The organism is Micromonospora sp. SD12, from assembly GCF_052068495.1.
In the GTDB taxonomy this organism is placed as follows: domain Bacteria; phylum Actinomycetota; class Actinomycetes; order Mycobacteriales; family Micromonosporaceae; genus Micromonospora; species Micromonospora echinofusca.
The window spans coordinates 130,618-157,372 of the sequence record NZ_JBQHDF010000008.1 but is presented as its reverse complement, the minus strand read 5'-3'; the positions used below and the strand labels follow the sequence as shown (position 1 = coordinate 157,372).

Here is a 26,755-nt window from a genome sequence, read left to right as displayed (position 1 = left end):
GGAACGGCGCGGCCGGGCGTGCGGCGGCCGACCTCCGCGCGGTTCGCCGGCGGGCCTCAGAGCGGTTCGACGCCCGGCGGCAGGTCCCCGTCGGTGGTGGCGTCGCGGACGTAGTCCAGCAGTATCCTGCGCAGCTCCCGGCCGGCGTGGGTGGGCACCACGTCGCGGCGCCGGGCGACCGCGATGGTGCGCCGGACGCCGGGCGGGGCCAGCCGGGTGACGCGTACGCCCGGCCGGCGGGCCACCACGATGCCGGGGACCAGCGCGACGCCCAGCCCGGCCTCGACGAAGCTCAGCACCGCGTCCATCTCGCCGCCGTCGACGGCGATGGTCGGCTCGAAGCCGGCCTCCCGGCAGGCCTGGAGGGTGGCGTCGCGCAGGTCGTAGCCCTCCCGGAACATGACCATCGGCTGGTCGCGCAGGTCGGCGACGCGCAGTTGCCCGGCCTCCGGGGCCACCGGCAGCTCCTCGACGGAGGCGACCACCAGGCTCTCCCGCAGGATGGGGTCGGCGCGCAGCCCGGGGTCGGTGCCCTGGGCCGGCATGATGATCAGTGCCAGGTCGAGGTCGCCGCGGAGCAGGCCGCGGACCAGGTCCTGCGAGCCGCTCTCCTCCACCCGCAGGTCGATGGTGGGGTGGGCGTCGCGGAAGCGGCGCAGCACGGGCGGGGCGAGCGAGGTGGCGAGGCTGGGGGTGGCGCCGAGCCGGACCCGGCCACGGCGCAGGCCGACCAGCTCCTGCACCTCGCGGGTCGCGGTGTCGACGTCGGCGAGGATCCGCTTGGCCAGCGGCAGCAGCACCTCACCGGCCGCGGTGAGCGTGATGTTGCCCCTTACCCGCTCGAACAGTGGGGCACCGAGGCCCTCCTCCAGGGCGTGAACTTGCTTACTCAACGAAGGCTGGGTGATGCCCACGATGTCGGCGGCTTGGGTGAAATGTCGTACTTCTGCGACCGCTACGAAGTACTTCAGCTGATGGAGCTGCATCTACATAGCCTATAGCTATCAAGACTGCGAGTTCGATGCATTGGACGACTGAATCAAGTGCTCCTAGCGTCGATCGCGTGGTAGTCACGAGAACTCGGTCGCCCATCCGTTCCAGCGTCGGCCTCAAGGCCGTCATGGCGGTGACGGGCATCATCCTGGTGTCATTCCTGATCGCGCACATGCTCGGCAACCTGAAGATCTTCACGGGGGCGACCTCGTTCGACCACTACGCGCACTGGCTACGCGAGATCGGCACCCCGCTGCTGCCGGGCGTGTGGTTCCTGTGGATCATGCGGATCGGCCTGGTGGTGGCGGCAGTCGGCCACATCTGGGCCGCGACCGCCCTCGCCGTACGCGCCCGCGCCGCCCGCCCGGTGCAGTACGCGCACCGCAAGAAGGTGCAGGGCAGCTACGCCGCCCGCACGATGCGCTGGGGTGGCGTGATCATCCTGCTGTTCGTGATCTACCACCTGCTGGACCTCACCACCGGCACGCTCAACCCCGTCGGCGACCCCGCCCGGCCGTACGCCAACGTGGTGGCCGACTTCGCCCCGGAGCGCTGGTACGTGACGCTCTTCTACACCCTGGCGATCGTCACCCTCGGCTTCCACCTGCGGCACGGCCTGTTCAGCGCGCTGCGCAGCCTCGGCCAGCAGAGCCCGCGCGGCGAGCGGCGGGCCCGGGCCGTGGCCCTCGGCTTCTCCGTGGCGCTCTGCGTCGGCTACCTGGTGGTCCCGTTCGCCGTACTCACCGGATTGGTGTCCTGACATGGATCTCTACACCGAGGGCGACCCGATCGCCGACACCAAGGCTCCCGACGGCCCGATCGAGACCCGGTGGGAACGCCGCCGCTTCGAGGCCAAGCTGGTCAACCCGGCCAACCGCCGCAAGATGACCGTGATCGTGGTCGGCACCGGTCTGGCCGGCGGCTCGGCCGCCGCCACGCTGGGCGAGCAGGGCTACCGGGTCAAGACCTACTGCTACCAGGACAGCCCGCGCCGGGCGCACTCCATCGCCGCGCAGGGCGGCATCAACGCCGCCAAGAACTACCGCAACGACGGCGACTCGGTGCACCGCCTCTTCTACGACACCGTCAAGGGCGGCGACTTCCGCTCCCGCGAGTCGAACGTGCACCGGCTCGCCGAGGTCTCGGTCAACATCATCGACCAGTGCGTCGCGCAGGGCGTCCCGTTCGCCCGCGAGTACGGCGGCCTGCTGGACACCCGCTCCTTCGGCGGCGCGCAGGTGCAGCGCACCTTCTACGCCCGGGGCCAGACGGGCCAGCAGCTGCTGCTCGGCGCGTACCAGGCGCTGGAGCGGCAGATCGGCCTCGGCAACGTGGAGATGAACACCCGGCACGAGATGCTGGAGCTGATCGTCGTCGACGGCAAGGCCCGCGGCATCGTGGTCCGGGACATGGTCACCGGCGAGATCACCACCGAGTTCGCGGACGCGGTCGTGCTCGCCTCCGGCGGCTACGGCAACGTCTTCTACCTCTCCACCAACGCCAAGGGCTGCAACGTCACCGCCACCTGGCGGGCCCACCGCAAGGGCGCGTACTTCGCCAACCCCTGCTACACGCAGATCCACCCGACCTGCATCCCGGTCTCCGGCGACCACCAGTCGAAGCTGACCCTGATGAGCGAGTCGCTGCGCAACGACGGCCGGGTCTGGGTGCCCAAGGCCAAGGGCGACACCCGCAGCCCGCGGGACATCCCCGAGGACGAGCGGGACTACTACCTGGAGCGGATCTACCCCTCCTTCGGCAACCTGGTCCCCCGCGACATCGCCTCCCGCGCCGCGAAGAACGTCTGCGACGAGGGGCGCGGCGTCGGCCAGACGGGGCTCGGCGTCTACCTGGACTTCGGCGACGCGATCAACCGGCTCGGCCGCAAGGCCATCGAGGCCAAGTACGGCAACCTCTTCGAGATGTACGAGCGGATCACCGGCGAGGACCCGTACGAGGTGCCGATGCGCATCTACCCCGCCGTGCACTACACGATGGGCGGCCTCTGGGTCGACTACGACCTCCAGTCGACGATCCCGGGCCTCTTCGTGATCGGCGAGGCGAACTTCTCCGACCACGGCGCGAACCGTCTCGGCGCCTCGGCGCTGATGCAGGGCCTGGCCGACGGCTACTTCGTGCTGCCGAACACCATCGCGCACTACCTGGCGTCCGGCCCGATGGAGAAGGTCGACGCCACGCACCCGGCGGCCGTGCAGGCCCGCGCCGACGTCGAGGACCGGATCCAGCGGCTGCTGGCCGTCGACGGCGACCGGACCGTGGACTCGTTCCACCGCGAGCTGGGCCAGATCATGTGGGAGCACTGCGGCATGGAACGCAGTGAGGCCGGGCTGCGCAAGGCGATCGACGAGATCCGCGCCCTGCGCGAGCAGTTCTGGCAGCGGGTTCGGGTGCCGGGCAGCGGCGAGGGGCTCAACCAGTCGCTGGAGAAGGCCGGCCGGGTGGCCGACTTCTTCGAGCTGGCGGAGCTGATGTGCATCGACGCCCTGCACCGCGAGGAGTCCTGCGGCGGTCACTTCCGGGCCGAGCACCAGACGCCCGACGGCGAGGCGGAGCGCGACGACGACCGCTTCGCGTACGTGGCGGCCTGGGAGTTCACCGCCACCGGCGAGCCCTCGGTGCTGCACAAGGAAGACCTGAACTTCGAATACGTCCACCCCACGCAGCGGAGCTACAAGTGAACCTGACCCTGCGCATCTGGCGCCAGTCCGGCCCCGAGGACAAGGGTCGGATGGTGACCTACAAGGTCGACGACGTCTCCCCCGACATGTCCTTCCTGGAGATGCTCGACGTCCTCAACGAGCGGCTGATCCTCGCCGGCGAGGAGCCGGTGGCGTTCGACCACGACTGCCGCGAGGGCATCTGCGGCATGTGCGGCCTGATGATCAACGGCGACGCGCACGGGCCGCAGCGCGGCACCACCGCCTGCCAGCTGCACATGCGGCAGTTCTCCGACGGCGAGACGATCGACATCGAGCCGTGGCGGGCCCGGGCCTTCCCGGTCATCAAGGACCTGGTGGTCAACCGGGGCGCGTTCGACAAGATCATCGCCGCCGGCGGCTACATCACCGCGCCGACCGGCAGCGCCCCCGAGGCGCACTCGACCCCGGTCGCCAAGGCCAACGCGGACGCCGCCTTCGAGGCGGCGGAGTGCATCGGCTGCGGCGCCTGCGTGGCGGCCTGCCCGAACGGCTCCGCGATGCTCTTCACCGCCGCGAAGGTCACCCAGCTCTCGCTGCTGCCGCAGGGCCAGCCGGAGCGCTACACCCGGGTGGTCGGCATGGTCGACGCGCACGACGAGGCCGGCTTCGGCGGCTGCACCAACGCCGGTGAGTGCACCGTGGTCTGCCCCAAGGGCATCCCGCTGAACACCATCGGCCGGCTCAACCGCGACTTCCTGATGGCCACCTCGAAGCGGGGCGACAACACCCCCGGTTCCTGAGCCTCAGCAGGTCACGCCGGCGAGGTCGGCGCAGGGCCGCCGCGTCTTCCGAACGCGGCGGCCCTCGCCGTACCACCCGCCCGGCCGTCGGCCCGCAGTCCCTGCTCCCCCGTCGCGTCGGCCCCGCCCGACGCGGCCCCACGCCGGCCGCACCGGGCGGCCGCGCCTGCCTGCTCGCGCCCTGTCGAGCTGAATCGTCTGCGACATCAGCCGAGTCGTCTACGACATCAGCTCGACAGGCGGCCCAGCCGTCGTCGTCGCCGGACGCGGGATCAGCGCCCGGATGCCGGAGCCCTTCCGGGAGCCGGCACCCGGCCCCACGCACCCGGCTCGCGCACCGGCCCGCGCATCGTGCCCCCGACATCCGGCCCGCCAGCCGACACCCGGGCACCGGTTCAAGTCGGCAAGGACGGGTAGCACCCCCGGGGACGGCACGAGGAGGGACGAGGGACATGAAGGCGCTGACCTGGCAGGGCAAACGGGACGTCCGGGTGGAGGAGGTGCCCGATCCGCGGATCGAGGAGCCGACCGACGCCGTCGTCCGGATCACCTCGACCGCGATCTGCGGCTCGGACCTGCACCTGTACGAGGTGCTCGGGCCGTACCTGAAGCCCGGCGACGTCCTCGGCCACGAGCCGATGGGCATCGTCGAGGAGGTGGGCGCGGGGGTGACCCGGCTCAAGCCGGGCGACCGGGTGGTGGTGCCGTTCAACATCTCCTGCGGCTCCTGCTGGATGTGCGACCGGCAGCTGTACGCGCAGTGCGAGACCACCCAGGTCACCGCCGAGGGCAAGGGCGCCGCGCTGTTCGGCTACACCTCGCTCTACGGCTCGGTGCCCGGCGGGCAGGCAGAGTACCTGCGGGTGCCGCACGCCCAGTTCGGCCCGATCAAGGTGCCCGACACCGGGCCCGACGAGCGCTGGCTCTACCTGTCCGACATCCTGCCGACCGCCTGGCAGGCGGTGAAGTACGCCGACACCCCGCGCGGCGGCACCCTCGCCGTCTTCGGGCTCGGGCCCGTCGGCCAGTTCTGCGCCCGCATCGGCCGGCACCTCGGCGCGGACCGGGTCATCGGGCTCGACCTGGTGCCGGAGCGGTTGGCGATGGCCCGCCGGCACGGCGTCGAGGTGCTCGACGTCAGCGAACTGGACGACGTGCCTGGCGCGCTGATCGACCTCGTCGACGGACGCGGCCCCGACGCGGTCATCGACGCGGTGGGCATGGAGGCCCACGGCGCGCCCCTCGGCAAGCTCGCCCAGACCGCCGCCGGGCTGCTGCCCGACAAGCTCGCGCAGACCATGACCGACAAGGTTGGCGTCGACCGGCTGGTCGTGCTCAAGGCCGCGATCAAGGCCGTCCGCCGGGGCGGCACCGTCTCCGTCTCCGGCGTCTACGGCGGCGAGGTCGACCCGATGCCCCTGATGGAGATGTTCGACCGGGGCATCCAGCTGCGCATGGGGCAGTGCCACGTACGCCGGTGGACCGACGAGATCATCCCGCTGCTCTCCGGCGACGACGACCCGCTGGGCGTGGCGGACCTGCGTACCCACCGGGTGCCGCTGTCGGAGGCGCCGCAGGCGTACGAGATGTTCCAGAAGAAGGAGGACGGCTGCGTCAAGGTCGTGCTGGCACCGTGACCCGGACGGTGGTCGTGACCGGCGCGACCAGCGGGATCGGCCGGGCGGCGGCCCGGGCCTTCGCCGACCGCGGGGACCGCCTCGTGCTCGCCGCCCGGTCCGCCGCAGCCCTCGCCGCCGTCGGCGACGAGTGCCGGGCCGCCGGCGCGCAGGCGCTGGAGGTGCCCACCGACGTCACCGCCGACGGCGCCCTGGCGGCGCTCGCCGACGCGACCCTCGACCGGTTCGGCGGCATCGACGTCTGGGTGCACACCGCGGCGGTGATGGCGTACGGCCGGTTCGAGGAGACCCCGGAGCGGGTCTTCGAGCAGGTGGTACGCACCGACCTGCTCGCCGCCGCCGCGGTGGCCCGGGTGGCGCTGCGCCGCTTCCGGGCGGACGGCGGGGGCACGCTGATCCTCACCGGGTCGGTGCTGGGGCACATCACGGCGCCGTACATGAGCGGCTACGTGGCGAGCAAGTGGGGGTTGCAGGGGCTGACCCGCACGTTGCAGCAGGAGGCCCGGGAGACCCCGGGGGTGCACGTGTGCATCGTGAACCCCGGCAGCGTGGACACCCCGGTCTACCAGCGGGCCGCGAACTACCTGGGCCGCGTCGGCCGACCCCCGCTGCCGGTCACCACCCCGGAACGGGTGGCCCGGGCCATCGTGGACTGCGCCGACCGGCCCCGCCGGGAGGTGTCGGTGGGCCGGATCAACGTGGTCATGCGGGTCGGCTTCACCCTGCTGCCGGGCGTCTACGACGCCCTCGTCGGGCCGTTGATGCGGCTGCTCGGGCTGACCGACCGGCCGGTCGCGCCGCACGACGGCACGGTGTTCGCGCCGGACCCGGCCGCCGCGTCCGTACGCGGCGGCTGGCTGCCCGACCTCGGGCGGGTGGTGCGGGCCGTCGGGGAACTGCCCGGCCCGGTCGTGGCGGCCGTCCGGCGTCGGCTGCCGTGAACCCCGCGCGGGATCACCGGCGTCGATCGTTTCGCCTAGGGTGGTGGGCCGGCCCACCACGACGGGAGAGACGATTGACTATCCGGGTGAACCGCAGGACCGCGCTGGGACTGGGCACGGTGGCCACGGCGGGAACGGTGCTCGGCGCCGCCGCGCCGGCGTCCGCCGCCCCCGAGGTCGCCGAGCCGGCTCCGACGACGCCCCGGCAGGCGGCCCGCCGGGTGGCCGCGATCTACGAGCGGGAGACGGTGGCAGCGGGGGGCAACTGGCAGGCGTACGTCAGCGTCGCCGACCCGGCCGGCGCCCCGCAGGTGGCGGTGTCCGACGAGCCCGACCGGCGCCTCGAGGCGTACAGCGTCAACAAGATCGCGGTGGCCGTGGCGGTGCTCGACAAGGTCGACCGGGGGCTGCTGACGCTCGACCAGCGGGTCGAGGTGACCGAGGCGATCGTGGTGCCCGGCGGCGACGGCATGTTCAGCCTCGACGGGGCGTACCCGAGCTTCGTGACACTCGGCCACGTGCTGGCCAACCTGCTGACCGTCTCCGACGACACGGCGGTACGGCTCTGCGGCCTGGTCTGCCCCGCCGCCGAACTCAACGACATCCTGCGCGGCAAGGGCTTCCCGAACACCCAGGTGCAGCCCGTGGCCAACCCCAACCGGTTCTTCCTCGGCACCAGCACGCCCCGGGAGACCCACGACCTGCTGCGCGCGCTGGTGGCCGGCACGCTGCTCTCGCCGGCCGGCACGGCGTTCGTGCTGCGGCTGCTGCGCGCCCCCGTCGCGTACACCGACGGGATCCGGCGGGTCATGTCCTCCACCGAGCGGGCCCGGGTCGCCACGAAGGCCGGCTGGTTCGCCGACGCCCGGCACGAGGCCGGGGTGATCTTCGACACGGCCGGCGCGCCCGTGCTCACGTACGCCCTCTTCGCCGACGGCCAGGCCGAGCCGGACGACTACGGCGCCACGCACCCCGCCGTCGCGGCCCGCGCCCGGATGGGCCGGCGCTTCCTCGCCGCGGTCGACCGCCTCACCGGCACCGGCGTCACCCACCGACCGACCGTGCAGCGACCCAGCAACGGCGGCTGAGCCGCCCTCGACGCCCGGGGCCCGCCGCGCGGCGGGCCCCGCCGACCTTCCGGCGCTCCCCCGACCGCCGGGCTACCGTGTACGACGGGACACGGCGGAGGGACGGCGATGGGCGCACCAGCGGAACGCGCGGGACCCGAGGGGACCCTCGGACGGCGGCTGCGCGGGGCGGCCGGGCTGGCCGCGCTGGCCGGGCTCGCGTGGGTGGTCCGGGACGTGCCGGCGGCGCTCGGCGGCCGGCTCACCGGCGCCCGCGCGGAGCGGGCCGCCCGCTCGCCCCGGTTCCACGACGGCGTCTTCCGCAACCCGGGCGGCTCCCGCTCGATGGCCGGCACCCCCGACCGCAACCTGGTCCGTGAGCTGCTCTTCGGCAAGCAGAAGCGCCGGCCGGGCGTCGCGGTGCCGCTGCTGCGTCCCGGCGCCGCACCGGCCGACGACGCGGGGCGTCAGCTGAACGTCGTCTGGTACGGCCACGCCTCCGCCCTGATCGAGATCGAGGGCCGACGGGTGCTGCTCGACCCGGTGTGGAGCGACCGGTGCTCCCCGTCGAGCATGGTCGGCCCGCGCCGCCTGCACCGGCCACCGGTGCGCCTCGACGAACTGCCCCCGGTCGACGCGATCCTGATCTCGCACGACCACTACGACCACCTCGACATGGCGACCGTCCAGGCGCTGACCGCCCTGCAGTCGGCGCCGTTCCTGGTGCCCCTGGGCGTGGGCGCGCACCTGGACCGCTGGGGCGTACCGGCCGGGCGGATCGTCGAGCTGGACTGGGCGGAGAGCCACCGGGTGGCGGGGCTGGAGATCACGGCCACCGCCGCCCAGCACTTCTCCGGCCGGGGGCTGCGCCGCGACGGCACGCTCTGGAGTTCCTGGGTCGTCGCCGGCGCGCACCGGAAGGTCTTCTACACCGGCGACTCCGGCTACTTCGACGGCTACGCCGAGATCGGCGAGCGGCACGGTCCGTTCGACGTGACGCTGATGCAGATCGGCGCGTACGACCGGGCCTGGCCGAGCATCCACATGTTCCCCGAGGAGGCCGTCGCCGCCCACCTCGACCTGCGCGGCGGGCTGCTCGTGCCGGTGCACTGGGCGACGTTCAACCTGGCCCTGCACGCCTGGTCCGAGCCGGTGGACCGGATCTGGGCCGAGGCGAAGGCCAGGGACGTGCGCCTCGCCGTGCCCCGCCCCGGCGAGCGGGTGGTGGTGGACGACCCGCCCGCCGTCGACGGCTGGTGGCAGGCCGTCGCCTGAGCGCCGGGGCACCGCCCCTCAGAGGACGAAGGCGTCGGTCCAGAGCGCCCCGGATCGGCCCGACAGGGCGTCCAGCATGGCGACCGCCTGGCCGTCGGTGAGCTGGGCGACGAAGTCGACGATCGCCCGCCCGCGGGCCTTGCCGATCCGGTCCGGCGTACGCGGGTGCAGCTCCGCCTCTGCCAACTCCACCAGGTCGTGCAGCCGGCGCGGCAGCCGGGACTCCTCCTCGGGGTCGAGCAGCCACTCCAGCAACGCCTCCACCAGGGTGCCCAGCAGCCGGGCCTGCCCGCGCTGGTGCAGGGCCAGGTCGGGCCGGGCCAGCACGAACCGGTGGTGGACGAACTTGAGCACCTGCACCTCGTGCCACTGCGCGGGGGCCAGCAGCACGTGCCCGGAGCGCACCGCCGGCTGTTCGACCACGGTGATCGCGTCGACGAAGCGGGTCGTCCAGCGGGCGGAGAACCGGGCCACGTACTGCTCCGCCTCGATGGAGCCGTCGAAGGGCATGGCCAGCAGCCCCTCCACCAGCTCCTCGCGGACGTGCTCGACAGCGGCGGCGAACGCCTCGTCGTCGGCGATCCAGGCGTCCTTGCGGTGCAGTTGCCGGCGCAGTCGCTCGATCGCCGAGCCGGGTCGGCGGGCGGCGGCGGCCAGGGCCGCGTCGGTGATCGCACGCAGGTGCCCGCTCTCGCGCTGCCAGGCCATCAGTTCGGCGGCCACGGCACCCTGCTGGAGCACCCCGACCCGGTAGAAGTCCTCGACGTCGTGGATCGCGTACGCGATGTCGTCGGCGGTGTCCATGATCGACGCTTCGGGGGTCTGCTGCCAGTCCGGGATGCGCCCCACGAACGGTTCCCGGGCCTGCCGCAGGTCGCCGATCTCCGTGCGGTACGCCCCGAACTTCGACGAGCCGCTGCCCGGGTCGTCCGGCGGCGGGGTGGCGCCGCGCGGCGGCGGGTCCAGCAGCCGGGGGTGCGGGTCGGGATGGTCCAGCCGCGTCCACGGGTACTTCAGCAGCGCGGCCCGCACCGCCGCCGTGAGGTCCAGGCCGGTGGTCGCCGCGCCGCGGATCTCGGTGCTGGTGACGATCCGGTACGACTGGGCGTTGCCCTCGAAGCCGTCGGTCAGCCCGAGGCGCTGGCGGGCCAGCCGGTCCAGCACCCGCTCCCCCAGGTGCCCGAACGGCGGGTGGCCGAGGTCGTGGGCGAGCGCGGCGGCCTCCACCACGTCCGGGTCGCAGCCGCCCAGCTTCTCCAGCAGGTCGCGGTGTCGCTCGTCGGCGGTGAGCCGCTCGGCGATGGCCCGCGCGACCTGCGCCACCTTGAGGCTGTGGGTCAGCCGGTTGTGCACGAGCAGGCCGGAGCCGCCGGGGCTGACGACCTGGGTGACGCCGTTGAGCCGGGCGAAGAACGGCGAGGCCACGATGCGGTCCCGGTCGGCCCGGAACGGGCTGGCGGCCAGGTCGCCGAGCGCCCGGGCGCTGCCGCCGAAGAGCCGCCGGGCGCGCGGGTCCGCGGGAGGTTCCATGATCGCCACGCTAGCGCAGCGCGGGCCGCGGTGCCGACGGTCGCCGCCGGCACGCCGGGCCGGGGGCGGCGACGCGCGTCGGTGCGGGCCGGCAGAATGCACAGCGGAACCCACACCGAAGGCGGATCGAGATCGTGACCCTCTCTGTTCATCAGCGGATCGCCGACGAGCTCGGCGTCGCCGAGCGTCAGGTACGGGCGGCCGTGGAGCTGCTCGACGGCGGCGCCACCGTGCCGTTCATCGCCCGCTACCGCAAGGAGGCCACCGGCCTGCTCGACGACACCCAGCTGCGCACCCTGGAGGAGCGGCTGCGCTACCTGCGCGAGCTGGACGAACGGCGCGCGGCGGTGCTGGAGTCGATCCGCGGTCAGGGCAAGCTCGACGAGGCCCTGGAAGCGCAGATCATGGCGGCCGACTCGAAGTCCCGCCTGGAGGACATCTACCTGCCCTACAAGCCCAAGCGCCGCACGCGGGCGCAGATCGCCCGCGAGGCCGGGCTGGAGCCGCTGGCCGAGTCGCTGCTGACCGACCCGTCGCAGGACCCCCGGGAGGCCGCCGCCGGCTACGTCGACGCGGAGAAGGGCGTGGCCGACCCGGCCGCCGCCCTGGAGGGCGCCCGCGCCATCCTCATCGAGCGCTTCGCCGAGGACGCCGACCTCATCGGCACGCTGCGCGAGCAGATGTGGTCGCGGGGCCGGCTGGTCTCCCGCGTACGCGACGGGCAGGAGGCGGCCGGCGCCAAGTTCGCCGACTACTTCGACTTCGCCGAGCCGTACCCGAAGCTGCCCTCGCACCGGATCCTGGCCATGTTCCGGGGCGAGAAGGAGGGCGTGCTCGACCTGACGATGGAGCCCGAGGAGGCCGGCGACGCCGACGCGGCGCCGACGGGGCCGAGCCGCTACGAGGCGGTGATCGCGGGACGGTTCGGCGTCACCGACAAGGGCCGGCCGGCGGACCGGTGGCTGGGCGACACGGTGCGCTGGGCGTGGCGCACCCGGATCCTCATCCACCTCGGGGCCGACCTGCGGATGCGCCTGTGGCAGGCGGCCGAGGAGGAGGCGGTGCGGGTCTTCGCCACGAACCTGCGGGACCTGCTGCTCGCCGCGCCGGCCGGCACCCGGCCCACCATGGGACTGGACCCGGGCCTGCGTACCGGGGTGAAGGTCGCCGTCGTGGACGCCACCGGCAAGGTGGTCGCCACCGACACGATCTACCCGCACGAGCCGCGCCGGCAGTGGGACGCCTCGATCGAGACCCTCGCCCGGCTGGCCGGGGCGCACGGCGTCGAGCTGGTCGCCATCGGCAACGGCACCGCCAGCCGGGAGACCGACAAGCTCGCCGGTGAGCTGATCAAGCGGTACCCGCAGCTCAACCTGACCAAGGTGGTGGTCTCCGAGGCCGGCGCGTCGGTCTACTCCGCCTCCGCGTACGCCTCGCAGGAGCTGCCCGGGCTGGACGTCTCGCTGCGCGGCGCGGTCTCCATCGCCCGGCGTCTCCAGGACCCGCTCGCCGAGCTGGTGAAGATCGACCCGCGCTCGATCGGGGTCGGCCAGTACCAGCACGACCTGTCGGAGGTGAAGCTCTCCCGCTCGCTGGACGCGGTGGTCGAGGACTGCGTCAACGCGGTGGGCGTCGACGTCAACACCGCCTCCGCGCCGCTGCTGACCCGGGTCTCGGGAATCGGCGCCGGGCTGGCGGAGAACATCGTGCTGCACCGCGACGCGAACGGCCCGTTCCGCACCCGCGCGGAGTTGAAGAAGGTCGCCCGGCTCGGGCCGAAGGCCTTCGAGCAGTGCGCCGGCTTCCTGCGCATCCCCGGCGGCGACGACCCGCTGGACTCCTCCAGCGTGCACCCCGAGGCGTACCCGGTGGTGCGCCGGATCCTGTCCACCACGGGGCAGGACCTGCGGTCGCTGATCGGCAGGAGCAACATCCTGCGGGGGCTGCGGGCCACCGACTTCGTCGACGACACCTTCGGCCTGCCCACCGTCACCGACATCCTGGCCGAGTTGGAGAAGCCGGGCCGCGACCCGCGGCCGGAGTTCCGCACCGCCACCTTCGTCGAGGGGGTGGAGAAGATCAGCGACCTGGTGCCGGGCATGGTGCTGGAGGGCGTGGTGACCAACGTGGCCGCGTTCGGCGCGTTCGTGGACGTCGGCGTGCACCAGGACGGGCTCGTGCACGTCTCGGCGATGTCCCGCACGTTCGTCAAGGACCCGCGCGAGGTGGTCAAGTCCGGCGACGTGGTCCGGGTCAAGGTGCTGGACGTCGACGTACCCCGCAAGCGGATCTCGCTCACCCTCCGGTTGGAGGACGACGCGGAGGCGGGGCGCGGCGAACCGCAGGGCGGTGGCCGGCGGGAGCGCGGCGGCGGGCAGGGCGGCGGCCGTGGCGGCCCGGGCGCCGGTGGTCGCGGTGGACAGGGCGGCAGTCGCGGCGGGCAGGGCGGTGGCCGCGAGGGCCGCGGCGGCGGGCCGCAGCAGCGGCAGGGCCGCGGCGGTGGCGCGGCGGCGCCGGCCAACGACGCGATGGCCGAGGCGCTGCGCCGCGCCGGCCTCGCCTGAGCGCCGGCCGGGCACGGCCCGGCCGTAAGAACGGACGCTATCGCGCTGACGTCGCTGGTGGGTCAGCCCGCCACGTGTGTGCGGCTCAGCGCGCCAGCGTCCTGCGCCACCATCCCGGGGCGCCACGCCGCCGGGCGGCGGGCAGGGCCCGAACCCGCCCCGGCGTTAACGGTGCGACACACCCGCCCGGTGGGAGACAGGACGCCACACCCCCGCCCGGCGGCGCGGGCGTCGCGTACCTTCGAGGTCGTGGCATCCCACGACAACCCGGACTGGCGGGAGCGGCGGCGACAGGCGGTGCGGGCGCACGCGGCGGCCGACGAGCAGCGCCGGGCGGCGGAACGGGCCGAGGCGGCTGAGCTGGTGGCCCGGTTCGTCGCCGAGGCCGTCCGGCGCGGGCTGCCGCCCACGCCCCTGACCGCGCGGTCCTACGACGGGCGGGGCCGGTACCGGACGCGGTTGCGCGGCTGGTACGTCGACCGGGCCCGGAGCCGCGCCGTGGACACCGACGGACGGTTCCATCTGCTGACCGTGCCGGGCGGTCTGCGCGCGCGGCTGTTCGGCGCCGATCCGGAGCCCAGCCCGCCGCCGCTGGTCGTCGGCGCGGGCGGTCGCGACGGCGAGTCGATCCCGCTGGAGGTCCTGCTGGCCCGGCGGCTCGACGGGAACGACGGCCCCTGACGCTGGTCAGCGCGGAGCGACTCCCGCCGGGGCTCCCTGGCGCCTCCCTGCCGGAGACCGATCACCGGAACGGACGTCAGGACTCCGGACCACATCGGTCAGCGGTCGCTCCGCGACCGCCACTGTCCCTCCCCGCCGAGCGCCCCGCTGTCGTCAGTGCCCGCGCCGGATACGAAGGTCGACCAGGTCGAAGCCGTGTCCTCGGCGGGACTTTCGAGGTTGATCCGACGGATTGCGGGGGGAGTGTCGAGGTTGTCGGCTCTCCGAGCGCAATTCACTGATAGGACTGTTTCGTAGTCTTTGACGGTTTTGCCGGGAGGTCGGATCGGTGTCGGTGTCTGGACTCGTGAACGCACCCGAGCGCCCTCTACCCGCCTCGACACGGCCGGAGCGGGGCAAACGGCTCCTCGACGTGACCGTGGCGATCGCCCTGCTGGTCCTGACCGCGCCGGTGCTCGCGGTGGTCGCCGCTCTCGTCGCGGTGGGACTCGGCCGACCGGTGCTCTTCCGGCAATGTCGTGCGGGGCGGCACGGTCTCCCCTTCGAGCTGGTCAAGTTCCGGACCATGCGTCCCATGGACGCGCGTCGCGGGCTGGTGACCGACGCCGAACGGCTCACGCCACTCGGGCGTTGGCTGCGGGCCACCAGCCTGGACGAGCTGCCCACGCTGTGGAACGTGCTGCGGGGCGACATGAGCCTGGTCGGCCCCCGGCCACTGCTGCCCGAGTACCTCACCCGGTACTCGCCCACCCAGGCCCGCCGGCACGAGGTCCGTCCCGGTGTCACCGGCCTGGCCCAGGTACGCGGACGCAACAGTCTGAGCTGGGAGGACAAGCTGGAACTCGACGTGGCCTACGTGGACACCCGGAACCTCCGTCTCGACCTGGCGATTCTCGGCGCGACGGTGTGGACCGTCCTGCGCCGCGAGGGGATCTCCGCGAAGGGATCGGCGACCGCACCCGAGTTCCTCGGGAGCCCGCGGTGAGCCGGACCATCTACCTCTCCCCGCCCGACGTCGGGCCACTGGAGGAGTCGTACGTCCTCGCGGCCCTCCGGTCGGGCTGGGTGGCCCCGGTCGGCCCGGACCTCGACGCCTTCGAGAGCGAGGTGGCCCGGCGGGTCGGCACGCAGGGCGCGGTGGCGGTCAGCTCCGGAACCGCCGCGTTGCACCTGGCCCTGCTCGGTGTCGGCGTCGGCCCCGGAGATGTGGTCGTCGTGCCGACGTTGACCTTCGTCGCCACGGCCAACGCGGTCCGCTACATCGGCGCGCGACCCGTCTTCGTCGACTGTGATCCGCACAGTGGCAACATCGACGTCGCCCTGCTGGCCGAACTGCTGGGTCGACTGCGCGACCGGGGTGAACGGGTCGCCGCCGTGGTGCCGGTCGACATGTTCGGCAGCTGCGTCGACTACACGGCGCTGCTGCCGGTGTGCGCCGAGGCGGACGTACCGGTGGTCGAGGACGCCGCAGAGGCGTTGGGCGCGCACCACCACGGTCGGGCCGCCGGCTCGTTCGGTCGGATCGGCGCGCTGTCGTTCAACGGCAACAAGATCATCACGACGTCGGGCGGAGGCATGCTGGTATCCGACGACCCGGCGCTGCTGAGCCGGGCCCGGCACCTCGCGACCCAGGCGCGGGAACCCACGCCGCACTACGAGCATCGTGAGACCGGCTTCAACTACCGCCTGAGCAACCTGCTCGCCGCGCTGGGTCGCGCCCAGCTGGTACGGCTGGACGGGATGATCTGGCGCCGCCGACAGCTCCGCGAGCACTACGCCAAACTGTTCGCGTCGGTGCCGGGCGTCGAGCTCATCGGTGCCGAGGACGCCGAAGCCAACTGCTGGCTCACGTGCATCCGCGTCGACCCGCAGCGGTCCGGTTGGCGTGCCGCCGACCTGGGTGCGCACCTGGCCGGCCGGGACATCGAGACGCGCCCGGTGTGGAAGCCGATGCACCGCCAGCCGGTCTTCGCGGGTGCCGAGAGCCTGCTGACCGGTGCCGCCGACGCGCTCTTCGCCGACGGGCTCACGCTGCCGAGCGGCAGCGCGCTCACCGAGCAGCAGGTGACGTCGGTCCTCGGGGCGATCGACGAGTTTCTGGCCGCCCGAGTGGGCGCGACGACAGCGTGACGATCCCACTGGTGGTCGTCGGCTGTGGCGGCCACGGCCGGGAGGTCCTCACGATCGCCCGCGCGATGGACGTCGACGCGCGCCGGCCGCGCTGGCGACTGCTCGGCTTCGTCGACGACCGCCCTTCGGAGGAGAACCTCAAGCGGGTGCAACGGCTCGATGTGCCCTTCCTCGGCGGAGTCGCCTGGCTACGGGACGCGCCGCCGGACACGCACCACGTGATCGGCATCGGCGATCCCCGCATCCGGCGTGCGGTGGCTCGGCGCGTCGAGGACTACGGCACCGCGGCGGCCAGCGTCGTCCACCCGGCGGCCACGATCGGGCCGGACATCGTGCACGGGCCGGGCTTCGTCGCGTTCCCGGGAGCCCGGGTCACCACCAACGTCACTCTCGGCCGGCACGTGCACCTCAACCAGAACGCCACGGTCGGGCACGACAGCACGCTCGCCGACTTCGTGTCCGTCAACCCGCTGGCCGCCGTCTCCGGTGACTGCCACCTGGCCGAGGGCGCGCTGATCGGTACGACCGCCGCCGTGTTGCAGGGCCTGCGGGTCGGACGGGACAGCACGGTCGGTGCGGGCGCCTGCGTGGTCCGGGACGTCCCCGACGGCGTGGTGGTCAAGGGCGTCCCGGCCCGCTGAGCCGGAAGGCGGGCCCGTTCGTCCCCCGATTCCGTCGCTCTCACGAAAACGCCCAAAAGACCATAAAAAGGTAGTAGAAACCTTTATAGAACGAATTTGCCCCGCCCGTGTGTGCGGGAAGTGGTCGACAGACGCGACAAGGAGCACACATGCCGCTGGACACGGACACCTCGCGACGCACACCGGCCGCCGATCGTCGTGCCCGGGCCCGACGCCGCACCGCCGGATTCCTGGCCACGGACACCGTCGCCTGGCTCGGGGGCTTCCTCGCGGCGGCGTGGACGCGCTACGAATTCCACCTGCCACCGGGCCTGTTGCCCCGGGCCGTCGGCGTCGGCGTCGCCGCCGCGCTGGTGCACATCGCCGTCGCGGCGGTCCGCCGGCTCTACTCCGGACGACACCCGCTGGGCAGCCTCCAGGAGGTGCAGGGTGTCGCCGGAACGGCGATCACGACCTCGGGAATCGTGCTGCTCGCGCTGCTCCCGTCGGCGGACCGGCCGGTCCCGGCGAGCACGCCGCTGGTCGCCGGCGCGCTGGCCCTGCTGTTCATGCTCGCCACGCGGTTCGCGTACCGGCACCGTCGCGACCTCGCCATGCGGCCGGACGTACGCTCCGCGACACCGGTGCTGCTGTTCGGGATGGGTGAAGCGGGACAGGGTCTGCTCCGGGCGATGCTCGGTGACCCGCGCAGCCGGTACCTACCCGTCGGCGCCCTCGACGACGACCCGGACAAGCGAAACCTCCGTATCGGTGGCGTACGCGTCCTCGGTGGGCGGCACCACGTCGCCGACGCCGTACGCCGCACCGGCGCGACGACGGTCATCTTCGCGGTGGCCAACGCCGACGCCGCCCTGATCCGTGAGATCCGCGAGGCGACGCTGGAGACCGGGGCCGCCTTCAAGGTGCTGCCGCCCATGCGGGATCTGGTGGACCACCGGATCACCGTCACGGACGTGCGGGACGTCCGCATCAGCGATCTGCTCGGTCGCCGTCAGGTCGTCGGTGACCTGCCGCTGAGCACCAGCAGCCTCACCGGCCGACGGGTCCTCGTCACCGGCGCCGGCGGCTCGATCGGCTCGGAACTCTGCCGGCAGGTGATGAAGGCCGATCCGGGCGAGCTGATGATGCTGGACCGCGACGAGTCCGCCCTGCACGGACTCCAGATGTCCCTCGACGGCCGGGCGCTGCTGGACGGGCCCGAACTCATCCTCGCCGACCTACGCGACGACGAGGGGATCCGGCGCATCATCCGGGAACGCCGGCCGGACGTCATCTTCCACGCGGCGGCGCTCAAGCACCTCCCCCTGCTCCAGCGGCACCCCGGCGAAGCGGTCATGACGAACGTCTGGGGCACACTGTCGGTGCTGGACGCCTGCCGCGAGGTGGAACGGTTCGTCAACATCTCCACCGACAAGGCCGCCGACCCGATCAGCGTGCTCGGCTACTCGAAGCGCATCACCGAGCGACTCACCGCGCACGCCGCCTCCCGGTTCCCCGGCACGTTCCTCAGCGTCCGGTTCGGCAACGTGCTCAGCAGCCGCGGCTCGGTGGTCACCGCGTTCCAGCGGCAGATCGAGGCCGGCAACCCCCTCACGGTCACCCACCCTGACGTGACCCGCTACCTGATGACCGTCGAGGAGGCGGTGCACCTGGTGCTCCAGGCCGCCGAGATCGGACGCGACGGCGAGGCGCTCGTGCTGGACATGGGTGAACCGGTCCGGATCCTCGACATGGCCCGACAGCTGATCGAGCAGGCCGCCAGCTCGGTGCCGATCGTCTACACCGGGCTCCGCGTGGGCGAGAAGCTGCACGAGGACCTGCTGGGCACCGGGGAGATCGACACTCGACCGTTCCACCCGCTCGTCTCCCATGTCCCGGTTCCGGCGCTGGACCCGATCGAGATCACCGGGCTGGACCCGTACGACGACCCGGAGAAGGTCATCGAGCAGCTCGCCCTGCTCTGCGTCTCGCCGCTCGACCCGCTCCTCGACCTCGCGCAGGAGACACCGCTGCGCCGCTGACGTGTGAACCGAGCGGCCCGGCGCGTCCAGGAGGCGACCGCCGGGCCGCTGCCGGCGCCCCACCGGTGTGTCGGCGAGCAGGACGAAGGGAGTTGCTCCAGGTGACATCGACCGACGAGAAGCAGGTGCCGGGGCGGGAGCGGCAGCCGGCGAGCAGGCCGCTCCGGATCGCCGTTCTGATCAAGACGAACGACGGCGGGCTCTGGATCCTGCCGCAGGTGGAGGCCATGCGCCAGCGGGGACACGAGGTCGTCGTGGTGCTCCCACCCGGCGCCGGCCGGCTCAGCGACGAGCTGCGCCGGCGCCACTTCGACATGGTCGACTGCCCGTTCCCCTTCCGGCCGGGGCCGTCGATGCTGGCGGGGCTGTGGCGGCTCCGGCGCCTCATCCGCCAACTGCGACCCGACGTGCTGCAATACCACCTGATCGCGTCCGCGTACGTGGCCCGGATGGCGACGGTCGGCCTGCCGGTGCGCCGGGTGCACACCGTGGCGGGGCCGCTCTACCTCGACTCCCCCGTGATCAGGGCGACCGAACGTCTGCTGTGGCGGTTGGACGACACCATCATCTGCGGCTGCGCGAACGCCTCCGAGCGGTACGGCGCCCTGGGATGTCCCGCGCCGCGCCGGGCCGTGGCCACGTACGGGGTGGACACCAGCGCCTTCGACCCCACGAGCGCGGACCCCGGGACCCGGCTGACCGCCCGCGCCGAACTGGGCATACCCCGCGACGCCTTCCTCGCCGTCATGGTCGCCTACGTGTACCCGCCGAAGCGGCTCGTCCACGGCGGGCGCGGCATCAAGGGACACGACGTGCTGCTGGCAGCGTGGCCGGAGTTCCGACGGCGGCACCCGGACGCGCACCTGCTGCTGGTCGGCGGCGGTTGGACGCAGGCGGGAGTGGCGCACCGCCGGGAGCTGATCGAACGGTTCCGGGTCGCCGAGGATCCAACCATCACCTGGTTGGAGACCGTGCCCGACGTCCGTCCCTGCTACCACGCCGCCGACGTGAGCGTGAGCCCGTCGTTGAGCGAGAGCCACGGCGCGGCGGTCGAGGCGGGCGCGATGGGCGTGCCGAGCATCGTCAGCGACGCCGGCGGGCTCCCGGAGACGGTCGACGAGCGGTCCGGCTGGGTGGTTCCCCGCGACGACCCGGCGGCGCTGCTGGCCGCGCTGGAGCACGCCTACGGCGAGTTCGAGGCCGGCACGCTGGCGGGCCGGGGCAAGGCCGCGCGGGACCGGATGGTCGAGCTGTTCGACAACCGGCGGACCGCCCGGACGGTCACCGACGTCTGCGAGCGGGTGGCGACCGTGGCGGGGCACCGGTGAGCGGCCCCGGCGGTGACCTGCCATCCCGGGTCGTGGTGACAACCGAGTCGCGGTTCAGTCGTACGCCCGATGGGCGGGTCTGGGTCGAGGCCGGACCGGACCACTCGGTCTGGCGGCGCTACCTGGTCGCGTTCGACCGGGTGCGGATAGCCGCCCGCACGCGTGACGTCCCCGAGGCACCCGCCGGCGCCGCCCGGGTGGACGGTGACGGTGTCGAGGTCTGGCCGCTGCCGTACTACGTGGGTCTCGGCCAGTACGTGCGGCAGCGCCGGGCGCTGGCCCGGGCGGCGGCGTCGGCGGCCGGCCCCAACGACGCGGTCATCCTCCGGGTGCCGTCGCCGGTCGGGTCGCTGCTGGCCGTGGCGCGGGAGCGCGCCCGACTGCCGTACGCCCTCGAGGTGATCGGTGACCCGTACGACGTGCTGGCCCCCGGCGTGGTCCGGCATCCGCTACGGCCCGTGCTGCGGGCCACGTCGACGCGGCGGCTGCGGCAGCAGTGCCGCAGCGCCGCCGCGGTGGCGTACGAGACGGAGCGGCACCTGCAGAGCCGCTACCCCTCCCTGCCGACGGTCCCGACGGCCGGCATCTCCAGCGTGGACCTGCCCCCGGCGGCGTACGTCCCCCGGGCGCGGCCGGTCCGCCCGCGGCTACGGGCGGCGACGCTCGTCTCGATCGGCTCGCTGGAGCAGCTCTACAAGGGCATCGACACCATCATCGAGGCGCTCGCGCTGCTGACCGGCGACGCTCCGGCCGTCCGGCTGGTGCACGTGGGGGTCGGCGCGTACCGTCCGCAGCTCGAACAGCTCGCGGCACGGCTCGGTGTCGCCGACCGGGTCACCTTCACCGGGCTGCTGCCCACCGTCGAGATGGTCCGCGCGCAGTTGGACGCGGCGGATCTGTTCGTGCTGCCGTCGCGGACCGAGGGCCTGCCGCGCGCCCTGATCGAGGCCATGGCCCGTGCCCTGCCGGCGGTCGGATCCACCGTCGGCGGCATCCCGGAGCTGCTCGCCCGGGACGACCTGGTCCGACCGGACGACCCGGCGGCGTTGGCCGACAGGGTCGCCGCCTTCCTGGCCGACCCGGACCGGCTGGCCGCGGCGTCGGCCCGCAACCTGGCGCGGGCCCGCCGGTACGCGGCCGGGGAGCTGGACGTACGGCGCGCCGCCTACTACCGCGCGGTCGCCGAGACGACGCGACGCCGAGCGGGACGGGGTGTCCCGGTGCCGGTCCCCCGCTGAGCGACGCACCCATCACGACGACGTCCCGGCACACCACGAGCGGTGTGCCGGGACGCTGCCGTACGGCGCCTAGTGGCGACGGCTGGTGGTCGCGGTGCGTGCCCGCGAGCCGGGCACGCCCCGCTCCGCGGCCTCCCGGAGGATCTCCAGGAACCCGCTGAGCTGGTCCTCCCGGTAGAGGCCGTCGAGGGCGGAAGCCGGAACGGCGGGAACCCGCCCGGTGCGGTCCTTCACCGCGAGCCACTCGCGCAGCCGAGCCGCGATCGACTCCCGGTCGTTGCCGACCACCCCGGCACCGCGGGTACGCAGCAGTTCGGCGGCCACGCCGCCCTCGTAGCCGAGCAGCAGGATCGGACGGCCGGCGAGGAGATAGTCGAAGATCTTGCCGGTGTAGGTGCCGGCGTCGCGCGGATCGTTCCACATCAGCAGGACGAGCACGTCCGCCTCGACCTGGATACGCCAGGACTTCTCGGCGGAGACGTGGCCGAGGAGCGTGACGGAGTCGACGACGCCGGCCCGCTCGGCTGCCGCCCGGACGATGCCGTGGTCGTCACCGGCGAAGACCACGTGCACCCGGGCCGCGTCCGGGCCGAGCAGCGCGATGGCGTCCAGGAGCGGCCCGGGGTCACGTTTGCCGGGATAGACGTAGCCGGTGTGGGCCAGGGTCAGCGTGGCCGCCGACGGGATCGTGGGGCCCCCGGCCGGCGGCGGGGCCGGACGTCGGTCGATCCCGTTCATCACCACGCGGGCGTCGACGCCGAAGGTGCTCCGCAACGCGTCCGCCAGCGGCTCCGAGACGGTCACGCAGGTGGTGACCGTCCGCAGCACCCGCTGCTCCAACCGCCGGTCGAGGGCGCGGCGGGGCCCGGACCGGACCCAGTACTCGTTGCCGACCGACCAGAGATCCCGGTAGTCGGCCACCCAGGGAACGCCGAACCGCCGGGCCAGGGACGCCGCCACGACGAACCCGGAGAACGGTGGGCCGGACGCGACGACCACGTCGGGGCGCCACCGGTCCGGCCCGCGCAGGAATCCCCGGACGGCCGCTCTGATCCAGTTGACCTGCGGGTCGGGAACGAGCAGTTCCATGCCGGCCTTCCAGACCCAGCCCTTCGCGACGGCGCGGACCGACGCCAGTGTCGCCGGCGCCGGTGCCGCGCCGCTGGTCGCCGACGCGCCCGTACCGGCCGACCGGTTCAGCCGGGGCAGCCGCGGCGTCGGTTCCGCCCGGACGATCGACGTCTCCGCCAGGCCGGCGTCGACCCCCTCGGGGGACGGCGCGATGGCGGTGAGGACGCGGACGTCCCAGCCGTGGTCCCGGGCGAACCGGGCGAGGGCGGCCGGCCGGCGAGCGCCGACCGTCTCCGCCGGCGGGAAGTGGTACGACACGAGGAGCAGCCGCGGCGCGTCGCGGCCGTCGGACGGCACGGGCGTCGGCAGGTCGGCGGGCTGGGCGTCGCCCGTACCGGCCCCGTCCGAGGGGTCACGTCTCATCGACGGCACCCCGCACCGGTGGTGACTGGCGTCTCGCCGTGGCGGTACGCATAGCTTCGGGCTCCTCTCCACTTCGACAACTGATCAACGAGTCGCCCGGCGGCCAGGACGCGCCGGAATCCGCCGGTCGTCCTCGCCGCCGGCATCCTCACCCTCTCGGGAGGAGTTCCCGCTCGGGCGGGACGGCCGGCACCACGCGGCCGGCGTCCGTGACCGCGCGCAGCGCCATCCACCACGACACCACGTACGCGAGGGCACCCGTGACGCTCATGGACCAGATCGCGGCCAGCGGCGGCAGACCGCCCACGGCGACCACGGTCACCGCGCCCGGGACGAGCAGGGTCCGGCCCACGTCCCAGCCGAGTTGTCGGCCGTGACGCTCGAAGACGACCAGTGTCTGGGACAGCGGTGCGGCGACGAACTGGGCGGCCATGAAGAGGGCCAGGGCCTGCGCGTACGTGCCGCTGGTCCGCCACTGCGCGCCGAAGAGGAAACCGAACGCGGTGGGTGCCACGACGACGACGGCCGTGGCGCTGGCCACGCCGATGAGCACGAGCTTCCTGGTCGCCCGAACGAAGATCAGCCGGGCCGAGCCGGGGTCCTCCCGGACCGCCCGGGACATCTCCGCGAGGTAGACCTGCGCGACGGCGGACGCTATCAGAGCGGCGGGTACGGCGATGATGCGCTGGGTCATGCCCAGCCACCCGGCGACGGCACCGCCGTACCAGGCGGCGACGAGGAGGACGGGAAGCTGTGTCCCGAGGACGTTCAGCAGCCCCGAAGGCGCGAGCAGGAGCGGGAAACGCCGGTAGCGGCGCGCGACCCGCAGCAGATCACGCCGTCCGGCGCGCGCCTGGCCGGCACGCAGGCCCGCGCCGCGCAGCAGCACCAGCGCCGAGGCGATCTGTCCGACCCCGAGGCCGAGCGCCAGCCCACCGGGGCGCAGCCCGGCCAGGCCCGCCGCGAGCTGGGTGGCCACGATGGCGGTGGACTGCGCCAGGTTCCGGCGGCCGATCGCGCCGTAGCGCCGGCGACGCACCGCGAGCTGGTTCAGCACCAGGACCACACCCATCGCCGCCGCCGTGGGCGGCACCACCCACAACCAGTGCTCCAGCGTGGGCTGGCCGAACAGGACCGCGAGCCGGTCGCCCCAGACCCCGACGACCACCGCACCCACCACGGCCGTGCCGCAGGCGGCGACGCAGCCCAGCGTGACCAGGGCGTGTGCGTCACGCTCCCGCTCGGGAAGCGGAACGGCCATCTCGAAGCGGAGGGCCGCGACCGTACCGATGATCGCCACCAGGGCCGCGACGACGGCGAACGTTCCGAAGTCGGTCGGGCGGTAGAGCCGGGCCAACAGAGGCACGGCCGCCAGCGCGAGCAGTTGCCCCCCGGCCGAGCCGGCGGCGATCGCGAGGACACCTCGCCGGCTCGCCGACATCCGCGCCGCTGGCAGGCCCCTCACCAGCGGACGGGCTCCCGGTCCTCGCGTCGGTGCGCCGCGGGACGGGTGCGCCACGGCGGAGCCGCCCCGATCGGGGCGGTGTCCGCCGCACTCCGCACCCGCAGCAGCACCAGCAGACCGAGGGCCAGCGACACGAAGAGCCCGCGGCTGGCGTTGACGTCCCCCGACGTCGACACGGCGACCGCGTTGAACGCCAGCATCGCGAGGACGAACCCGGCGAGGGCGTCCGACCGCGCCGCGCCCCACAGCCGCACCGCCATCACCAGGCAGAGGAGGATGAAGGCCCCGCCCACCAGCCAGCCCGCCTCGGCGAGCAGTTCCAGCCAGATGTTGTGCGGGTAGTTGTGCTCGAGCATCCAGGAGTGGCTGGTCCAGTTGCCGTAGCCGACGCCCCCCGGGTGCTCGGCGATGATCGACATCGTGCGGTCGCGCATCTCCGTCCGCGCGGTCCCGGCCAATTCGTTCGACGGATCCACGACGAAGGCGTACATCCGCGGCGGAAGCAGCGACGGCAGCGCCAGCACCACGACGACCAACGCGCCCAACAGGCCGACGCCGACCCACTCGCGGCGTCCGTGGCGGATCTTCCGCCGCAGCCCGGACAGGACGAGGACGAACAACGCGACGACCGTCGCCACCAGCGGCCCACGGGATCCGGTGGCGAACAGCCCCAGCGCGAGCAGCACGACGAGGCCGGAGGCGACTGCCATGGACAGTCGCCGACAGAAGTAGAGCCAGATGCAGGCGACGACCGCGATGCCGATGGCCCGGGCCAACCAGATGGGATTGGAGCCGAATCCGGCCGCCCGATCTTCACCCGAACCGCTGGCCAGCGCGGCGACGGCCAGTACGCCGCCGCAGCCGACCAGGGCCAGGGCGAACGCCTCGATGTCCCGCTGGCTCCGGATGACCGCGACGGCCGCCGTGGCGAGCAGGGTCACGGTGACGAGCAGGAAGAACTTGAGCTGGCCGTACTCCGTCTCCGGCCGGTGCAGGACGCCGGGCAGGGCGAGGACACCGAACACCACCACGGCCCAGAGGACGACGACCCGGGCCCGCGACTCCGGCCGCAGGATCTCGTTGAAGACGATCAGCACGGCGAGCGCCGCGGCGGTGAGCAGGAAGGCCCGGCCGAGCTGGCGTGGAAACTGGTCGAAGTTCAGCAGGAGCATCACGGTGACCGCACGCAGCAGCGTGGACCAGGCGCCCGTGCGGCGTTCGGGTCGTGTCGTCGGGAGCGGGCCGGCCGCCACCGGCATGGCGAGCCGGCTCACACCGCGCGCTCCGCCCGGTACCGGGCCAGGTTGGCCGGGTCGAGGAACCACTCCACGGTCGCCTTCAGCCCGTCGTCGAGCGTGGCGACAGGCTGCCACCCGGTGGCCGTACGCAGCTGACGGTTGTCGCCGACCAGCCGCTCCACCTCGGAGTCGGCCGGGCGCAGCCGCGCCTCGGAGACCCGGATCTGCGGTTCGCTGCCGAACATCGCCGCGATCCGGCGCACGAGTTCCCCGATGGCCGTCTCCTGACCGGTGGCCGCCTGGAAGACCCGACCCACCACGGCCGACTCCGGCGCCATGCCGACGGCGCGGAACGCGGCCACGGTGTCGGTGACGTAGAGCAGGTCCCGGGTGGTACGCAGCGCGCCCAGCTCCACCGCACCGGTCCCCCGGGCCAACTGGCTGACGATGGTCGGGATGACCGCCCGGGTGGACTGCCGGGGACCGTACGTGTTGAAGGGCCGCAGGGTGACCACCGGCAACCCGAAGCTGAGGTGGTAGCTCTCGGCCAGCTTGTCGGCGCCGATCTTCGTGGCGGCGTACGGGGACTGCCCACGCAGCCGGTGTTCCTCGGTCATCGGTACCGTCGTCGCGGTGCCGTACACCTCGCTGGTGGAGGTGACCACGACCCGGCCGGTGCCGGCGGACCGGGCGCTCTCCAGCACGTTCAGGGTGCCGGTGATGTTGGTGTCGACGTAGGACTGCGGCGCGAGGTAGGAGTACGGGATGCCGCCCAACGCGGCCAGGTGGTAGACGACGGAGGCGCCGTCGACCAGGCGTTGGACCATGCCGCGGTCCCGGATGTCCCCGGCGACCACCTCGACGTCGGCGAGCTGCTCGGGGCTGAACGTGTCCAGCCAGCCGTGCGTGCCGGCACCGTTGTAGTGCACGAAGGCGCGCACCCGGTGACCGGCGGCGGCGAGGGCCTCCACCAGGTGCGAGCCGATGAAGCCGCCCGCACCGGTGACCACCACCGGATCCGCGACGGGGTGTGCCGTCATGTCCTCTGCTCC

The 26,755-nt window shown here is 73.4% G+C and carries 21 protein-coding genes; 15 read left to right on the top strand and 6 right to left on the bottom strand.

The genetic code is table 11. The features are described from left to right. Positions 1 to 56: 56 nt before the first annotated feature. A complete protein-coding gene (locus tag ACTMS2_RS17870) occupies positions 57 to 986 on the bottom strand; it encodes a LysR family transcriptional regulator (protein ID WP_441176389.1) in 930 nt (309 codons plus the stop codon). Positions 987 to 1,063: 77 nt separating this feature from the next. Here ACTMS2_RS17870 and ACTMS2_RS17865 point away from each other — a divergent pair, with 77 nt between their 5' ends. From ACTMS2_RS17865 to ACTMS2_RS17835, 7 genes are all read left to right on the top strand, one after another. Next, positions 1,064 to 1,753 (top strand): succinate dehydrogenase cytochrome b subunit, encoded by a 690-nt coding sequence (locus tag ACTMS2_RS17865; RefSeq protein WP_441176387.1) that lies wholly within the window; start codon positions 1,064 to 1,066, stop codon positions 1,751 to 1,753. Position 1,754: 1 nt separating this feature from the next. After that, complete coding sequence (locus ACTMS2_RS17860) at positions 1,755 to 3,692, top strand: fumarate reductase/succinate dehydrogenase flavoprotein subunit (RefSeq protein ID WP_441176386.1); 1,938 nt, start codon at positions 1,755 to 1,757, stop codon at positions 3,690 to 3,692. Then, entirely contained in the window at positions 3,689 to 4,453 is a 765-nt protein-coding gene (locus ACTMS2_RS17855) for a succinate dehydrogenase/fumarate reductase iron-sulfur subunit (RefSeq protein WP_089001139.1), read from the top strand. Before ACTMS2_RS17860 ends, ACTMS2_RS17855 begins: the two co-directional genes overlap by 4 nt. Before the next feature lie 452 nt (positions 4,454 to 4,905). After that, the gene (locus ACTMS2_RS17850; RefSeq protein WP_441176385.1) at positions 4,906 to 6,090 is read left to right on the top strand and encodes a zinc-dependent alcohol dehydrogenase; all 1,185 of its coding nucleotides are present in this window, start codon (positions 4,906 to 4,908) and stop codon (positions 6,088 to 6,090) included. Next, on the top strand, positions 6,087 to 7,031 hold the full coding sequence (locus ACTMS2_RS17845) for an SDR family NAD(P)-dependent oxidoreductase (protein ID WP_441176384.1): 945 nt from the start codon (positions 6,087 to 6,089) through the stop codon (positions 7,029 to 7,031). Before ACTMS2_RS17850 ends, ACTMS2_RS17845 begins: the two co-directional genes overlap by 4 nt. An 86-nt stretch (positions 7,032 to 7,117) precedes the next feature. After that, the gene (locus ACTMS2_RS17840) at positions 7,118 to 8,119 is read left to right on the top strand and encodes a serine hydrolase (protein ID WP_441176383.1); all 1,002 of its coding nucleotides are present in this window, start codon (positions 7,118 to 7,120) and stop codon (positions 8,117 to 8,119) included. Between the two features lie 108 nt (positions 8,120 to 8,227). Continuing rightward, positions 8,228 to 9,373: an MBL fold metallo-hydrolase gene (locus ACTMS2_RS17835; protein ID WP_441176382.1), complete on the top strand. Its 1,146-nt coding sequence runs from the start codon at positions 8,228 to 8,230 to the stop codon at positions 9,371 to 9,373. A gap of 18 nt (positions 9,374 to 9,391) precedes the next feature. On the opposite strand, the gene ACTMS2_RS17830 is transcribed toward ACTMS2_RS17835, so the two are convergent. After that, positions 9,392 to 10,903: a deoxyguanosinetriphosphate triphosphohydrolase family protein gene (locus ACTMS2_RS17830; protein ID WP_101414857.1), complete on the bottom strand. Its 1,512-nt coding sequence runs from the start codon at positions 10,901 to 10,903 to the stop codon at positions 9,392 to 9,394. 134 nt (positions 10,904 to 11,037) lie between these two features. Between ACTMS2_RS17830 and ACTMS2_RS17825 the strand changes: the two genes are divergently transcribed. The 8 genes from ACTMS2_RS17825 to ACTMS2_RS17790 all read left to right on the top strand — a co-directional run bounded on the left by ACTMS2_RS17825 (position 11,038) and on the right by ACTMS2_RS17790 (position 21,506). Beyond that, positions 11,038 to 13,467 (top strand): Tex family protein, encoded by a 2,430-nt coding sequence (locus ACTMS2_RS17825; protein ID WP_441176381.1) that lies wholly within the window; start codon positions 11,038 to 11,040, stop codon positions 13,465 to 13,467. Between the two features lie 249 nt (positions 13,468 to 13,716). After that, a complete protein-coding gene (locus tag ACTMS2_RS17820; RefSeq protein WP_441176380.1) occupies positions 13,717 to 14,148 on the top strand; it encodes a hypothetical protein in 432 nt (143 codons plus the stop codon). A 328-nt stretch (positions 14,149 to 14,476) separates the two neighbouring features. Then, positions 14,477 to 15,133: a sugar transferase gene (locus ACTMS2_RS17815; protein WP_441176379.1), complete on the top strand. Its 657-nt coding sequence runs from the start codon at positions 14,477 to 14,479 to the stop codon at positions 15,131 to 15,133. Continuing rightward, complete coding sequence (locus ACTMS2_RS17810) at positions 15,130 to 16,278, top strand: aminotransferase class I/II-fold pyridoxal phosphate-dependent enzyme (protein ID WP_441176378.1); 1,149 nt, start codon at positions 15,130 to 15,132, stop codon at positions 16,276 to 16,278. Before ACTMS2_RS17815 ends, ACTMS2_RS17810 begins: the two co-directional genes overlap by 4 nt. Then, a complete protein-coding gene (locus tag ACTMS2_RS17805) occupies positions 16,275 to 16,919 on the top strand; it encodes an acetyltransferase (RefSeq protein ID WP_441176377.1) in 645 nt (214 codons plus the stop codon). The genes ACTMS2_RS17810 and ACTMS2_RS17805 overlap by 4 nt, the downstream gene beginning before the upstream one ends. Before the next feature lie 149 nt (positions 16,920 to 17,068). Then, complete coding sequence (locus tag ACTMS2_RS17800) at positions 17,069 to 18,940, top strand: polysaccharide biosynthesis protein (protein ID WP_441176376.1); 1,872 nt, start codon at positions 17,069 to 17,071, stop codon at positions 18,938 to 18,940. Between the two features lie 101 nt (positions 18,941 to 19,041). Then, positions 19,042 to 20,268 (top strand): glycosyltransferase family 4 protein, encoded by a 1,227-nt coding sequence (locus tag ACTMS2_RS17795; protein WP_441176375.1) that lies wholly within the window; start codon positions 19,042 to 19,044, stop codon positions 20,266 to 20,268. Positions 20,269 to 20,300: 32 nt separating this feature from the next. Beyond that, positions 20,301 to 21,506 (top strand): glycosyltransferase, encoded by a 1,206-nt coding sequence (locus tag ACTMS2_RS17790; RefSeq protein WP_441176374.1) that lies wholly within the window; start codon positions 20,301 to 20,303, stop codon positions 21,504 to 21,506. Positions 21,507 to 21,575: 69 nt separating this feature from the next. Here ACTMS2_RS17790 and ACTMS2_RS17785 read toward each other — a convergent pair whose 3' ends face one another. The 4 genes from ACTMS2_RS17785 to ACTMS2_RS17770 all read right to left on the bottom strand — a co-directional run bounded on the left by ACTMS2_RS17785 (position 21,576) and on the right by ACTMS2_RS17770 (position 26,743). Continuing rightward, complete coding sequence (locus ACTMS2_RS17785; protein WP_441176373.1) at positions 21,576 to 23,000, bottom strand: glycosyltransferase; 1,425 nt, start codon at positions 22,998 to 23,000, stop codon at positions 21,576 to 21,578. Positions 23,001 to 23,148: 148 nt separating this feature from the next. Then, a complete protein-coding gene (locus ACTMS2_RS17780; RefSeq protein ID WP_441176372.1) occupies positions 23,149 to 24,465 on the bottom strand; it encodes a lipopolysaccharide biosynthesis protein in 1,317 nt (438 codons plus the stop codon). After that, the gene (locus ACTMS2_RS17775; protein WP_441176371.1) at positions 24,462 to 25,739 is read right to left on the bottom strand and encodes an O-antigen ligase family protein; all 1,278 of its coding nucleotides are present in this window, start codon (positions 25,737 to 25,739) and stop codon (positions 24,462 to 24,464) included. Before ACTMS2_RS17775 ends, ACTMS2_RS17780 begins: the two co-directional genes overlap by 4 nt. Beyond that, positions 25,736 to 26,743 (bottom strand): SDR family NAD(P)-dependent oxidoreductase, encoded by a 1,008-nt coding sequence (locus tag ACTMS2_RS17770; protein WP_441176370.1) that lies wholly within the window; start codon positions 26,741 to 26,743, stop codon positions 25,736 to 25,738. Before ACTMS2_RS17770 ends, ACTMS2_RS17775 begins: the two co-directional genes overlap by 4 nt. Positions 26,744 to 26,755: the final 12 nt, after the last annotated feature.

Excerpts from the sequence above, each read along its gene's own strand:
- ACTMS2_RS17800 (WP_441176376.1), top strand. The coding sequence starts at position 17,069 with ATGCCGCTGGACACGGACACCTCGCGACGCACACCGGCCGCCGATCGT.
- ACTMS2_RS17770 (WP_441176370.1), bottom strand. The coding sequence starts at position 26,743 with ATGACGGCACACCCCGTCGCGGATCCGGTGGTGGTCACCGGTGCGGGC.
- ACTMS2_RS17785 (WP_441176373.1), bottom strand. The coding sequence starts at position 23,000 with ATGAGACGTGACCCCTCGGACGGGGCCGGTACGGGCGACGCCCAGCCC.
- ACTMS2_RS17870 (WP_441176389.1), bottom strand. The coding sequence starts at position 986 with ATGCAGCTCCATCAGCTGAAGTACTTCGTAGCGGTCGCAGAAGTACGA.
- ACTMS2_RS17835 (WP_441176382.1), top strand. The coding sequence starts at position 8,228 with ATGGGCGCACCAGCGGAACGCGCGGGACCCGAGGGGACCCTCGGACGG.
- ACTMS2_RS17830 (WP_101414857.1), bottom strand. The coding sequence starts at position 10,903 with ATGGAACCTCCCGCGGACCCGCGCGCCCGGCGGCTCTTCGGCGGCAGC.
- ACTMS2_RS17850 (WP_441176385.1), top strand. The coding sequence starts at position 4,906 with ATGAAGGCGCTGACCTGGCAGGGCAAACGGGACGTCCGGGTGGAGGAG.
- ACTMS2_RS17860 (WP_441176386.1), top strand. The coding sequence starts at position 1,755 with ATGGATCTCTACACCGAGGGCGACCCGATCGCCGACACCAAGGCTCCC.